11 protein-coding genes and 1 tRNA gene are annotated in these 12,936 nt (G+C 59.0%); 9 read left to right on the plus strand and 3 right to left on the minus strand.

All coding sequences use genetic code 11. The features are described from left to right. The first annotated feature begins 208 nt into the window (after positions 1 to 208). The 7 genes from DFO48_RS00490 to DFO48_RS00520 all read left to right on the plus strand — a co-directional run bounded on the left by DFO48_RS00490 (position 209) and on the right by DFO48_RS00520 (position 7,124). On the plus strand, positions 209 to 1,441 hold the full coding sequence (locus tag DFO48_RS00490; protein ID WP_114862669.1) for a CaiB/BaiF CoA-transferase family protein: 1,233 nt from the start codon (positions 209 to 211) through the stop codon (positions 1,439 to 1,441). Further along, the gene (locus DFO48_RS00495) at positions 1,438 to 2,418 is read left to right on the plus strand and encodes a hydroxymethylglutaryl-CoA lyase (protein ID WP_114862217.1); all 981 of its coding nucleotides are present in this window, start codon (positions 1,438 to 1,440) and stop codon (positions 2,416 to 2,418) included. Before DFO48_RS00490 ends, DFO48_RS00495 begins: the two co-directional genes overlap by 4 nt. A 165-nt stretch (positions 2,419 to 2,583) precedes the next feature. Further along, positions 2,584 to 3,570, plus strand: coding sequence for a tripartite tricarboxylate transporter substrate binding protein (locus DFO48_RS00500; protein ID WP_114862218.1), 987 nt, complete (start codon positions 2,584 to 2,586; stop codon positions 3,568 to 3,570). 206 nt (positions 3,571 to 3,776) lie between these two features. Beyond that, positions 3,777 to 5,729 carry an excinuclease ABC subunit UvrC gene (gene uvrC, locus DFO48_RS00505; RefSeq protein WP_114862219.1) on the plus strand — a complete coding sequence of 651 codons (1,953 nt, stop codon included), beginning with the start codon at positions 3,777 to 3,779 and terminating at the stop codon, positions 5,727 to 5,729. A gap of 60 nt (positions 5,730 to 5,789) precedes the next feature. Then, positions 5,790 to 6,353 carry a CDP-diacylglycerol--glycerol-3-phosphate 3-phosphatidyltransferase gene (gene pgsA, locus DFO48_RS00510; protein ID WP_003066269.1) on the plus strand — a complete coding sequence of 188 codons (564 nt, stop codon included), beginning with the start codon at positions 5,790 to 5,792 and terminating at the stop codon, positions 6,351 to 6,353. Positions 6,354 to 6,761: 408 nt separating this feature from the next. Continuing rightward, positions 6,762 to 7,034 carry an HU family DNA-binding protein gene (locus tag DFO48_RS00515; protein ID WP_003056615.1) on the plus strand — a complete coding sequence of 91 codons (273 nt, stop codon included), beginning with the start codon at positions 6,762 to 6,764 and terminating at the stop codon, positions 7,032 to 7,034. Between the two features lie 14 nt (positions 7,035 to 7,048). Next, positions 7,049 to 7,124 (plus strand) — tRNA-Val (locus DFO48_RS00520). A 59-nt stretch (positions 7,125 to 7,183) separates the two neighbouring features. On the opposite strand, the gene DFO48_RS25085 is transcribed toward DFO48_RS00520, so the two are convergent. Next, positions 7,184 to 7,417, minus strand: a complete 234-nt coding sequence (locus DFO48_RS25085) for a hypothetical protein (protein ID WP_147282717.1) — start codon at positions 7,415 to 7,417, stop codon at positions 7,184 to 7,186. Further along, on the minus strand, positions 7,414 to 8,616 hold the full coding sequence (locus tag DFO48_RS00525; RefSeq protein WP_114862220.1) for a diguanylate cyclase: 1,203 nt from the start codon (positions 8,614 to 8,616) through the stop codon (positions 7,414 to 7,416). The genes DFO48_RS25085 and DFO48_RS00525 overlap by 4 nt, the downstream gene beginning before the upstream one ends. A gap of 608 nt (positions 8,617 to 9,224) precedes the next feature. Between DFO48_RS00525 and DFO48_RS25530 the strand changes: the two genes are divergently transcribed. Together DFO48_RS25530 and DFO48_RS00545 are read left to right on the plus strand one after the other, a co-directional pair. Then, positions 9,225 to 9,470: a hypothetical protein gene (locus tag DFO48_RS25530; RefSeq protein WP_233506255.1), complete on the plus strand. Its 246-nt coding sequence runs from the start codon at positions 9,225 to 9,227 to the stop codon at positions 9,468 to 9,470. 1,815 nt (positions 9,471 to 11,285) lie between these two features. Beyond that, entirely contained in the window at positions 11,286 to 11,615 is a 330-nt protein-coding gene (locus DFO48_RS00545; RefSeq protein WP_114862224.1) for a hypothetical protein, read from the plus strand. A gap of 167 nt (positions 11,616 to 11,782) precedes the next feature. On the opposite strand, the gene DFO48_RS00550 is transcribed toward DFO48_RS00545, so the two are convergent. Then, positions 11,783 to 12,703 carry a DUF4010 domain-containing protein gene (locus DFO48_RS00550; protein WP_233506256.1) on the minus strand — a complete coding sequence of 307 codons (921 nt, stop codon included), beginning with the start codon at positions 12,701 to 12,703 and terminating at the stop codon, positions 11,783 to 11,785. Positions 12,704 to 12,936: the final 233 nt, after the last annotated feature.

Below are 12,936 nucleotides of genomic sequence, written 5' to 3' on the forward strand. Positions count from 1 at the left end.
GAGGACTGCATTATCCCGCCTGGCTATGCCCAAATGCGATGGCAGCTTCGCATTTCAGCGTTTTGCAGGACTGTTCTTCAAGGGCAAGATGATTGAAAAGCCGCTTTGCGTGGTGTTGGTCAACGCAAAGCAGCACAGCAAGACAGGTAGCGAGAGACAAACAAGAGACAAACAAGAGACAAACAAGAGACAAACAAGAGACAAACGCATGACGACGATGAATATCTACGACCCTGCCACACAGACTGCCACGCCGCGCGCGCTGGAAGGGGTGAAAGTGGTGGAAATGGGCCAGCTGATTGCCGGTCCCTTCTGCGGCAAGACCCTGGGCGAGTTTGGTGCCGATGTCATCAAGATCGAGGCGCCCGGTGCGGGCGACCCGCTGCGCAACTGGCGTCTGATCAAGGAAGGCACCTCCGTCTGGTGGCAGGTGCAGTCGCGCAACAAGCGCTCGGTTGCACTCGATCTGCGCCAGCAGGAGGCGCAGGCCGTGGCGCGTCAGCTCATTGCCGAAGCCGATGTGCTGGTCGAGAACTTCCGTCCCGGCACGCTGGAGGGCTGGGGCATGTCGCCCGAGGAGCTGCACGCCATCAACCCCGGGCTGGTGATTCTGCGCATCTCTGGCTACGGCCAGACCGGCCCCTATCGCGATCTGCCGGGCTTTGGTGTGATCGGCGAGGCCATGGGCGGGCTGCGCCATCTGACGGCCGAGCCGGGCCGGGTGCCGGTGCGCGTGGGCGTGTCGATCGGCGATACGCTGGCGGCCCTGCACGGCGTGATCGGCGTGATGATGGCGCTGTACCACCGCAAGGTGAACGGCGGCCCCGGCCAGGTGATTGACGTGGCCCTGCATGAGGCCGTGTTCAACATCATGGAGAGCCTGATCCCTGAGTACAGCGCCTTTGGCGCCGTGCGCGAGGCCGCCGGCAGTGCGCTGCCGGGCATTGCGCCCTCGAATGCCTACCCCTGCCAGGATGGCTGGGTGCTGGTGGCGGGTAATGGTGACTCCATCTTCAAGCGACTCATGACGGCCATCGGTCGCCAGGATCTGGCCGATGCGCCCGACCTGGCCGACAACGCGGGCCGCGTCCGGCGCGTGGCCGAGATCGATGCCGCGATTGGCGCCTGGACGCAGGCGCGCAGCGTGCAGACGGTGATGGACGAGCTGGGCGCGGCACGCGTGCCGGCCGGCAAGGTCTACACGGCTAAGGATATTGCCGAGGATCCGCATTACCGGGCGCGCGAGATGATCCTGACCCAGCGCACCCGCGATGGTTTCGAGCTTCAGGTGCCGGGCGTGGTGCCCAAGCTTTCGCTGACGCCGGGCACGGTGCGCAGCAGCGCCCCCCATGTGGGTGACGACACCGATGCCGTGCTGGCTGAAATTGGTCTGAGCGCCGAGCAGGTCGCCCGGCTGCGCGAGAAAGGCATCATCCAATGAGCACGCCAAATGTCTGGAATGGCGCGGGTCGCCGTATCCATATGAACGAAGTCGGCACGCGCGACGGCCTGCAGATGGAGCAGGCCTTTGTGCCCACCGAGGACAAGATCGCGCTGGTCAATGCGCTGTCTGAGGCTGGCCTGTCCAAGATCGAAGTCACGGCCTTTGTCTCGCCCAAGGCCATCCCGGCCCTGCGCGACGGCGAGATCGTGATGCGCGAGATCGTGCGCCGACCGGGCACGGTCTACACGGCCCTGGTGCCCAATGTGCGCGGCGCGGAGCGTGCCATCGATGCACGGACCGACGAGCTCAATCTGGTGATGTCGGTCAGCGAGACGCACAACCTTTGCAATCTGCGCATGCAGCGCAGCCAGTCCTTCGAGGCGCTCAGGCAGGTGATCGCCACGGCGCAGCAGGCGGCAACGCCCGTCAATGTGTCGCTGTCCTGCTGCTTCGGCTGCCCCATGGAGGGCGATGTGGCCGAGGCCGAAGTGCTGGACTGGGTGCAGCGCTTTGCCGATCTGGGTGTGCAGGGCATCACGCTGTGCGACACCACGGGCATGGCCTATCCGAGCCAGGTGCATTCCATGGTTCTGGCCTTCAAGGCGCGCTGGCCGCAGCTGGGCCTGACCCTGCATTTCCACAATACGCGCGGCATGGCGCTGGCCAATGTGCTGGCCTCCATAGCTGCGGGTGCGGATCGCTTCGACGCCTCGATTGGCGGTCTGGGCGGCTGTCCCTATGCACCGGGCGCCTCAGGCAATGCCTGCACGGAAGAGATCGTGCATGCGCTGCAGCTCATGGGCTATGACACAGGCACAGACCTGGCCCGCATCGTGGCCGCTGCTCGCAGCCTGCCGGCACTGATTGGTCACGAGACGCCCAGCCAGATCGTCAAGGCCGGCACGCGCTGGGATCTGCACCAGCCGCCAGCGGATTTTTCCGAGATCAAGGAACGCGCCCAGGCCAGGGCCTGAGACTGCTTTCGCCCCCACTGCATCGGCTCTTTCGGGGGAAGGAGCTGACGCGGTTTACCGCCCCACGGCTTGCGCAAATTCGGATCAGGCATGGTGTCTGGCCAATACAGATACCCGCTGCCCACCCTTGTTGGCGCAAGTCCCCATTCCAATCAGGAGACAAACATGACTGTTCAACGTCAACGCCTTCATTTCATGCTTGCGACGGCCGCTGCCGCGGTCGGCCTTGCCAGCGCCCCGGCCATGGCCCAGGGCAGCTATCCCAGCAAAACCGTGCTGATGATCGTGCCCGCCGCCGCGGGTGGCACCACCGATCTTGCCGGTCGCATGGCCGCACAGGCGCTGGCGCCGGTGATGGGGCAATCGGTGGTGGTGGACAACAAGGGCGGCGGCAACGGCGCCATTGCAGCCAATCTGGTCAAGCGTGCCGATGCCGACGGCTACACGCTGCTGATGCAGTACTCCGGCTACCACGTCATCTCCCCGCATCTGACCAAGGCCCGAAGCTGGGAACAAAGCGACTTTGCCCCTGTGGCCAATGTGCTGTCGGCGCCGCAGATCATCGTGGTGCGCTCCGAGCTGCCCGTGAAGACGCTGGCCGAGCTGGTGAGCTACACCAAGGCCAATCCCGGCAAGCTCAACTACGCCTCGTCGGGCAACGGCTCGTTGCAGCATGTGACGGGCGCAATGCTGGAGCAGCAGGCCGGCGTGAAGATGGTGCACGTGCCCTACAAGGGCACGGGCCCGGCGCTGCAGGACTTGCTGGGCGGCCAGGTGGACCTGACCTTCGGCACCGCGCCTCCCTTCATGCCGCATGTGCAAAGCGGCAAGCTGCGCGTGCTGGCCGTGACGGGCAAGCAGCGCCTGCCCAGCCTGCCCAATGTTCCCACCACGGCGGAAGCCGGCTACCCGGGCGTGAACGCCACGTCCTGGTTTGCCGTGTTTGCGCCCAAGGCCACGCCACAGCCCGTGATCGACAAGCTTGCTGCCGATATCAAGAAGGTGGTGGAGGACCCCGCCTTCAGGAAAAAGGCCGAAGAGCAGGGCGCCACGGCAGACTATATGAACCCGCAGCAACTGGCGGCCATGGTCAAGACCGAATATGGCAACTGGGCGCAAGTGGTGAAGTCGTCCAAAATCGAAGCCGAGTAAGCTGCAGGGCGCAGGGATTGCCCCAAATCCCTTGGATCTAAAAAAGGAGCTGCTACCGTTTGATTGATAAGGATCTCAGATTGAAAAGTATCTGAAATTCAATCTCATCAAGCGATGGAAGCTCCTTTTATTGATATGCAGAACGTTGCCCGGTCGTTTGAGCCGCTTGCTGCCGGATTCGTCCACATGCGCAGACAATAGCGCCCATGTCTTCCACGCATTCCGCCGAATTGCTGGCCCAGGTGGCCGCGCTGCCGCCATTGCCCGGCGTCTATCGCTATTTCGATGCTGCCGGTGTCCTGCTCTATGTGGGCAAGGCCATCAACCTCAAGCGCCGCGTTTCCAGCTATTTCCAGAAGGACCATGGCGGCACGCGCATAGGCCATATGGTCAGCAAGATCGCGCGGCTGGAGACTACGGTGGTGCGCTCCGAAGCCGAGGCGCTGCTGCTGGAAAACAACCTCATCAAGACGCTGTACCCCAAGTACAACATCCTGTTCAGGGACGACAAAAGCTATCCCTATCTCAAGATCACCGGTGTGGCCCACCGTGACGGCAAGGAGGGCGAACCTGCGTTTCAGGAGTTCCCGCGCATTGCCTACTACCGCGGCGCCGTGGACAAGAAGCACCGCTACTTCGGCCCCTATCCCAGTGCCTGGGCGGTCAAGGAAAGCATTCAGCTGCTGCAGAAAGTCTTTCGGCTGCGTACCTGCGAAGACACGGTGTTTGCCAACCGCAGCCGCCCCTGTCTGCTCTATCAGATCAAGCGCTGCACCGGCCCCTGCGTGGACCTGATATCGCCCGAGGCCTATGCGCTGGATGTGCGCAATGCCGAGGCCATGCTGCGCGGCGAAACCAGCGAGCTGCTGCAGCAGCTCGAAGCGCGCATGATGGCGCATTCCGACAGGCTGGAGTTCGAGCAGGCGGCCGAGGTGCGCAACCAGCTCACGGCCTTGTCGCGCGTGCTGCACCAGCAGGCGATCGAAACCACGGACGACAAGGATGTGGACATCCTGGCCGTGCGCGTGCAGGGCGGCCGCGCCTGCGTGAATCTGGCCATGGTGCGCGGCGGCCGCCACCTGGGTGACCGGCCTTACTTTCCGGCGAATCTGGGCGATGCCGCGTCGGTCTACTCCAGCGAGGAAGAGGTGGACGCCGCAGCCGAAGCGCGGCCCGTGGAGGAGCTGGTGCTGGAGGCCTTTATCGCCCAGCACTATGTGGGCGTTGCCGTGCCGCCCACGCTTGTCGTCAGCCATCCCGTGGAGAAGCGGCTGGTGGAGTTGCTGACCGAGCAGACCGGCGTGCGCATCACCGTGGTTCAGCAGCCGCGCGAGCAGCGCCGCATCTGGCTGGAGATGGCGCAGAAAAATGCCGACATCCAGCTGGCCCGCCTGCTGGCCGAAGAAGGCTCGCAACAGGCGCGCACGCGCGCCCTGGCCGAGGCGCTGGACCTGCCGGTCGAGAATCTCGACGAGCTGACCATCGAATGCTTCGATATCTCGCACACCAGCGGCGAAAGCACCAAGGCGTCCTGCGTGGTGTTCCATCACCACAAGATGCAGAGCAGCGACTACCGCCGCTTCAATATCGAAGGCATCACCGGCGGCGACGACTATGCGGCCATGCGCCAGGTGCTCACGCGGCGCTACAAACCCGTGGCCGAGGCGCAGCGCGAGGCGGGCGGCGTCGAGCTGAGCGGCAAGCAGCCGCATTTGCCCGATCTGGTGCTGGTTGACGGCGGCAAGGGCCAGGTCAGCATGGCGCGCGAGGTATTCACGGAACTGGGCCTCGATCTGTCGCGCATCGTGGGCGTGGAAAAAGGCGAGGGCCGCAAGGTCGGCCTGGAAGAGCTGGTGTTTGCCGACGGACGCGACAAGGTCTACCTGGGTCATGACTCGGCGGCGCTGATGCTGGTGGCGCAGATTCGCGACGAGGCGCACCGCTTCGCCATCACCGGCATGCGCGCGGCCCGCGCCAAGGTGCGCACGGGCAGCAGCAGTCTGGAAGACATTGCCGGCGTGGGGCCCAAGAAACGGGCGCGATTGCTGCAGCGCTTTGGCGGCGTGCGCGGCGTGGCCGATGCCAGCGTGGACGATCTGATGACCGTGGAGGGCATTTCCGCAACGCTGGCCGAAGAAATCTACAAGGCACTGCATTGATGCAGGCTGCGCAAGCACGAATCCGCGCTAGCGCTGCGTGCTCGTGACACAATGACACCCATGTTCTTCACCATCCCTACTGTGCTGACCCTTACGCGGATCGTGGCGATTCCGCTCATCGTGGGGGTGTTTTACGCGCCGCTGGATCAGGCGACCCGCAATCTCATCGCCACCGTGATGTTCATCGTGTTTGCCGCCACCGACTGGTTTGACGGCTATCTGGCGCGCAAGCTCAATCAGACATCGGCATTCGGTGCTTTTCTAGATCCCGTTGCCGACAAATTCCTGGTCTGTGCATCGCTGCTGGTACTGGTTCATCTGCAACGCGCCGATGTGTTCGTGGCGCTGATCATCATCGGACGCGAGATCGCCATCTCGGCACTGCGTGAATGGATGGCTCAGATCGGTGCCAGCAAGAGCGTGGCCGTGCACATGATCGGCAAGGCCAAGACCATGGCCCAGATGGTGGCCATTCCCTTTCTGCTCTATGACGGAGTGGCGTTCGGGGTGATCGATACCGGCGTCTGGGGACAGTGGCTGATCTGGATTGCAGCGGTGCTGACCGTCTGGTCCATGGTCTACTACCTGCAAAAGGCATTGCCCGAAATTCGTGCCAGGCTCTGACATCCGAAGTGGAGCTCTCTGAAAGCGCTTGTTCATCAAGCGCTTTTTTGCTATTTGGTGGGCTGTTTTCGAAGCGGCAAAAAGACTTTGCAGCGCTGCCTCGCGTGACTTGATCGGACTGCAGATTTTGTCAATTGTTGTCAATCGGTGAAGCCGACACGGAAGAAGCTTGAAAAAAGCCGCTGTGGATGGCCGAACCCGCTCAAAAACCGCATAGAATCTGGTTCTGTCGCTGGAATGCGCAGCGCGAGTTGGCGTCAAAAATGTCAGCGGCTTCAGGTAAAAATGGGCTTGCCCATACGCAAAAACTGATAGGCTGGCTTCCGTCTTCATCGCGACTGGTTTCTTGTTACGCAAGACTTGCGTTTGCAGAGACATTCCATTCACTTATTTCTCGAGAGGCATCTTGTGAATAAAACCGAACTGATTGAGCACATCGCTAACAACGCCGATATTTCCAAGGCCGCAGCTGCGCGTGCACTGGACTCCACGATCGACGCAGTGAAGAAAACACTGAAAAAAGGTGGTACAGTATCGCTTGTTGGTTTTGGCACATTTGCTGTTGGCAAGCGTGCAGCTCGCACCGGTCGTAATCCCCGCACCGGCGATTCCATCAAGATCAAAGCGGCCAAGGTGCCTAAATTCCGTCCGGGCAAAGCATTGAAAGATGCTCTGAACTGACACCCAGTTTTAGTGGGTCCTTAGCTCAGTTGGTAGAGCGGCTCCTTTACACGGAGTAGGTCGGCGGTTCGAGACCGTCAGGACCCACCACTAAAAAACTAAAGAAATCAAGGGCTTAGAGCGATCTAAGCCCTTTTTCTTTGCCCTCTCTACCAACCAAAATAGCCGCCACAAGCCGCCTCTACCAACCGAAAATCGTTGTCTGCCAGCTTTGCACGGATTTGCATGGCGCGTCTTTTCAGGTGGTAGGCATGGCAGGCAAGAAGTAGTTTTCCAACGGCTCCTGGCAATTCACGTTCAAGAAAAGTGCGTGCTCGATAGGCCTTCGGTACTTCACGTTTTCCGCAGCGGCCGAGGGTGATGAATACGCAGCTAATTTTCAAGCTGCAGGTCTGCTCCACAGCCGATGAGTCTCTACAGATATATCCGGATAGAAAACCCCTGATACATGAACCCGATCACGCCCAGCATTCTTGGCTTGGTAGAGGAGTTGATCGGCTTCCTTCATGGCTTGCTCAAACTGGAATGACTTGGTGATCAATGAAATCCCAAAGCTCATGGTCAATTTCGGGCCCGTCGGAAGAACGGTATTTTTTGACCCGAGGTCACGCTGGATTCGCTGGGCAATGAGCTCTGCATCTCCCAGCGTTATGTCGGCCAATAGCAGCACAAACTCCTCACCACCGAACCGAGCAACCAGGTCGTGCTCTCGCACATTGTTCTGCAGAGTCGAGGAAACCAGTTGCAGCACCATGTCGCCTCGCTCGTGTCCCCAGGCATCGTTGATGCGTTTGAAGTGGTCTATGTCGCAGGCCAGCACTGCCATGGGATAGCGTCTCATGTCGGTGAGACGCTTCTGGGCATGCTCTTGAAAAGACCGGCGATTCAGGATCTGCGTCAAAGCATCAATGTCGCGTTCCTTGCGCAGCTTGCCGACTGTTTCCTTCACGGCAATCGCGCTCATCACCACGGTGAAGAGCAGCGAGAAATTCAGAATGCTCAGCAGCGTCAGGATCCAATAGGGCGACCTTGGCAGGGCCCGTAGATCCGTGTATCCCAGCAGCCAGATCAAAGCGGGTCGCGTGAAGGTATAGGCGGTGAAGATGATGCTCAGCCAGAGCAGCGATTTGTCGAGCCAGTCATATGAGTTTTTCTTTGAGTGGACCTGCAAGATGGGGAGCAGCAAAACAAGGCTGGAGCCAACGCTGAAAGAACTCACCCGGGCCCAGACATTTGGCTCGACCTGGCTGAATTGGTAGAGAGCAGCCAGGGTGGCTGTGGCGATAAGCAATGCAACTCGTGGTTGGGTCGATACACACCATCTCTGAGCCCAGCTTTTGGCAAGACACCACGCGCTCAGCAGATAACAGCTGCCGATCAGTAGTGCGTAGCGATTCAGCTCCTGCGGAGAAAGCAGAGTCTGTGCTCCGAGAGCCGGAGCAGTGAGTGAATAGGCGCAAGCTTGCCAAAGCAGAAATCGTTGGGGTCGTTGGACAAGCCAGGCAACGATCAATATGGCTGCAAGAGCCATAATCGCCAGCGACGGCGTCAGAACCAGGATGAGGTCGTTATTCGCGAACATCTGACCATCGCCTCCTCGATCAAAGATCGAAACGGTTTAGCGTTGCCTGCTCCTCGATCGCAAAGCGAAAGCCTTTGGCAGCTATTCATACATCTTGGTTTGGGTCATCACAAGTCATTGCAATGCCCAATGCCTGATCCATGTCATCCGGATTTGACTTTGTAGAAGTAGACGCAGTCGATACTCATTTCTGAAAATAAATAGAACTCGTTACTGCTGTGCTTTCGGAGCCAGTCAATGTTGTGGCTGCATTGAGTCTCCAAAGATAAAGCCCGCGAGCGGGTGCTGCGGGCTTCAGTTGAGAGGAGGCGCTTTCGTGGCGACTGGGCGATCAGGTTGTCATGGTGCCGCCGGCGCTGCGTTGGCCGATGGGAAAAGTCGGTTTGATATGCTGACAAGTCATCGCAATAAACGGGAAAGCTATGTCGAGTCTGGGATCGATCGCGCTAGTCGTTGGCGGCGCTATGAGCGCGTTTGCCGCGCTAGCACACCTGGCGTGCATTGCAATTGGCGCTCCCGCATACCGAGTGATGGGGGCGAGCAATCGGATGGTCCGCGCTGCCCAGGAGGGAAGATCTCAGCCAGCGCTGATAACGATCTGCATCGCAATGATTCTGTTCCTGTGGGCTGGCTATGCATTGGCTGGAGCTGGCGTCATTGAGCATCTACCGCTCACCAAGCTTGCGCTCACAGCTATCTGTGTCGTGTATCTGGGGCGGGCGGTTGCGTTCCCTTTTCTCAAGCCGGTGTTTCCTGCCAACACGCAGACTTTCTGGCTGGTGTCATCTGGCATATGTCTGGTGATTGGGCTGATTCACCTGGTTGGTGTCATTGAGTTGTGGGATGCACTCTAGGCACTTCTCAGAGCGACACACGGTGCCCCGAGCCAATGCTCATGATGTCGAATAGATGGCCATCGAGCGGTTGCTGCGGGCTTGAATAAAGAGCTGTGACTGATGACGGGAGCGGGAATATTTGTTTACAGGGTGGTCTGACTACGAGTCCTAGACTGGAGGCAACAACTAACAAGGAGTTGCCATGAAGAATTTGTCCGTTCTGGCTGCTGTTGTGGCTGTTGCTGCATCACTTGGTGGATGTATCGTTGCTCCGTACGATGGGTACTATGGTCACGGCCACGGAGGTCACTACGACCACGATCGTGGGGGACGCGATGACTACGAACAGGGGCGCTGGGATAACGACCGAGGCTCGCGACCCAACCGGCCCGACAGACGGCCGGATGACCGTTGGAGGTCGCAGTACTGACCATAGGGGCTGTGGCGCTGAATAAAAAGGCCCCGACTGGCGGGGTGAGCGCACTGTGAAGTGAGGGGGGAGGTTGATGACGCAGCGTTTCGCCAGACAGGGGTCCAGCAACAAGTTTGCACACATGGGCTAATAAAAGGTGCTGCGCCATCTGGCATGACCACTTTCGCTCACGACGCGGAAGCTGCGCCGCGCTTCCAATAGGCCGCAGCCCAGGCGAATTCCTGAGTCCCGTACCTGCTTGAGTAGTCAGGCCGTATGGCCTTGCATTCAGGGCAAAAAAGCCACCTGTGAAGGTGGCTGTTAAAAATGAAATCGGCGCCTATAGGTCGGCTGAGCACTTCGGCTACCAGTATCGATAGCCATGGCGCATGCGCGATTGCCTCTTGTCTTTCCTTCTCTTGTCTTTCTCAGGAGGTCCGCACTGCTCCACATTGGATGGGGTGGGGAAATTTTCTCCCCTGGCGAAAACTCGCTTGGCTGTTTTCCACGCTTTCAAGAACGACGATGGGATGCGGCTGATTGACATATAGACCTCCGGTCTATCGCAGAGAGCGAAAGCAGTTCGCTTGATCTCAGAATTCCTTCATCAGGTCCTGTCGTTGGCATCAGGTGCCTGAGGCTTGGCCGGTGCCGCTTCTTGCTTTGTTGACGGCTCTTGATCGAAGCTTGATGGAGCAGGCGGGAGTTCTGAGATGGGCTCAAGGATGACCGACCACATGTCACGCCAGAACGCGAGGTATCTCTCGTACAGAAGGTGTGCAAACATATAGACCTCCGTCTAAAGCAGCAAGTCAAGATGACTCGCATGTTGACCACGTTACGCTTTTAAAAGCCCTTAAAGAGCACAAGCAAAAGCCACCTCGAGGGTGGCTGGCAAAAAAATCGCTCAGGGCGGCATGGGTTAATCGATGAAGCCGAGGTCGTGCAGAGCTTCTGCCTTCTGGGGCACTCAGCAACCTCGATCAGCAGCACGCCGTCAGGCCCATGCACATTGCGCTGGCGCGCCCAGGGCTTGCTCTATGCGTTCGACTCTGTAGCCATTCCGCTCCCTATCTCGGTGGTGTTGATGCGTGTCATCGACTCACTCTATCCAAACCGGAGGCCTGCAAGCAAGACTCTGGTTTGCACTCCTGATCTCGCTCAGTGGCTGGCGCTGCTTGCGCAGTCGGGTTTGCGATGGCTGGACTGATTGCGTCAAGAGGTCGCCAGTCCCAAGTCCCCGGTGCTCACGGTCACATGCCCGGTATCAGTTGTAGAGCAGTTTGATCTCATTGGGTCTTTCCTCTGCGTACCAATGAAAAGTCAGGACGCAGATGTCACCACATCCCCTCTAGAGAGGGGTAGCGGCGCGCGATGAAGTCAGTACGATCCTTGCTCACACTCAAAGGAGATAAATGCTCATGAAAGCAGCACTGATGATCTTGGCCACATTGATGTCCGCAGGCACGGCTTTTTCTGCACATGCCGATGAGGCAAAGGCAGCCATAGCTTCAGGAACCATCAATATGGCCGCGAACATGAATGAGCTCGCTTTGGCTTGTGGGCATATGAGTGCCCCGGATGTGGAGGCTGGCCGCATCAAGCAACGCGATGCGGCCATCAAGGATCTTGGTGTTGCTTCCGCCAGCTACGACAAGATGTACGCGGCTTACGCTGCCGACTTCAAGAAGAAATGGGGCACCATGACCCCGGCAAAACAAAAAAGTACCTGTGATCAGATGAAGCGCTAGCAGTTCCTTCACATCCTGCAAACAGGCCCGCTGCGGCGGGCTTTTTGCATGTTCTCACCTGTTGCAGGGAGGGCGCGCCGGAGTCTTCTCAATAGCCTTCCATCAAGGGCATCTTCTTCATGCCAGCCGCAATCATCGCGCACCAATTTGTTGATGAACAGTCCGCATTAGCCAATCCATAGCAGTGACAGGCCTGCTCCAGTCACCATGGAGGCCAGTCCCAGGCTGATTCGCGTTCCGTATTTAAGCCCTCCGACGGCGAACGCCAGTACGGATTTGGCGATTGCGCTGGAAGCAAGAATTACAACCAATCCCCACTGGGCGGTGGGCAAGGGCAAACTACCTGACGCAAAAAGCTGTCCCAAGCTGGCAGCAGCGGCATGGAGTTCGGCCAAAGCAGCAAATGCTGCCGCGACCAGCACGCCGGTGTTGCCAAAGACATGTTGAAGCCAGGCGCCGAGAACCAACATCAGCGCGATGGTGCCGGCAATCAGCAATGCCGTTGAAAGCTTGAATACCCGTTCGGTCTCAAATTCAGTTTGCGTGGCTGTTTTTTGTCGGTTCAGCAACCCTGTGGCTGCAGCCAGCACAAGGCAGAGTGCGGCAACGAGTAGAGGAAGTGCCATGGACAGCATCAGCGCCATGGATGTTGCCGAGAGAATTGCTATGAACAGGCATAACGAGGCCAACTGAGCCAACATGGCGCAGCCAAAAGCCTGCGCTTGCTGTTGCTTGTCTGACTTGGCCAGGTTTCCAAGGCTGGCGACAGCCGCGGTAGATGACACGAATCCGGAAAAGAATCCGGTCACAGGCAGACCCCAGTGCGGGCCGAGCACTCGAGTCAGTATGTGGCCCAACATACCTACAGCCATGAACAGCACGACCACTTTCCAAAGGGCTGCGAGGCTAAGCACACCCCATGGATCTACGGGCGCTTGCGGCAGAAGTGGCATCACGACCAGTGCTGCAGCGGCCAACAGAAGGCCATTCCTCAATTCATTCTCTCTGAGTAACTCACGACTCCAGCGCTGTATTGGTCCTTTTGAATGCACCAGTAAGGCGCAAAGAATGCCCAGAGCGGCAGTCAAGGTAGGGCTCTTGTGCGATAGGGCGCCCAGAGTTAACGAAAAAAGTAGAGTCACTTCACTGGTCAGGCCTGGGTCACTGGGGGCTGATTGCCAGTAGGCTGCAACGGTCAGTGCCCCGACCAACAGAAGTACTGCAGCAAAGGGCAGCACGCCTAACCACCACGCCGCGCAACCAAGCAACGCTGCTATGGCATGGGTACGAGTTCCAGCGATGCTCTCTCGCTCACTCCCGC

Origin of the sequence: Comamonas sp. AG1104 (genome assembly GCF_003350425.1) — a bacterium.
Classification (GTDB): domain Bacteria; phylum Pseudomonadota; class Gammaproteobacteria; order Burkholderiales; family Burkholderiaceae_C; genus Comamonas; species Comamonas testosteroni.

Bases quoted from the DNA above. Each gene is read 5' to 3' on its own strand.
- DFO48_RS00490 (WP_114862669.1), top strand. From the start codon at position 209: ATGACGACGATGAATATCTACGACCCTGCCACACAGACTGCCACGCCG.
- DFO48_RS00495 (WP_114862217.1), top strand. From the start codon at position 1,438: ATGAGCACGCCAAATGTCTGGAATGGCGCGGGTCGCCGTATCCATATG.
- uvrC (WP_114862219.1), top strand. From the start codon at position 3,777: ATGTCTTCCACGCATTCCGCCGAATTGCTGGCCCAGGTGGCCGCGCTG.
- DFO48_RS00500 (WP_114862218.1), top strand. From the start codon at position 2,584: ATGACTGTTCAACGTCAACGCCTTCATTTCATGCTTGCGACGGCCGCT.
- DFO48_RS00545 (WP_114862224.1), top strand. From the start codon at position 11,286: ATGAAAGCAGCACTGATGATCTTGGCCACATTGATGTCCGCAGGCACG.
- DFO48_RS25530 (WP_233506255.1), top strand. From the start codon at position 9,225: ATGATTCTGTTCCTGTGGGCTGGCTATGCATTGGCTGGAGCTGGCGTC.
- pgsA (WP_003066269.1), top strand. From the start codon at position 5,790: ATGTTCTTCACCATCCCTACTGTGCTGACCCTTACGCGGATCGTGGCG.
- DFO48_RS00525 (WP_114862220.1), bottom strand. From the start codon at position 8,616: ATGTTCGCGAATAACGACCTCATCCTGGTTCTGACGCCGTCGCTGGCG.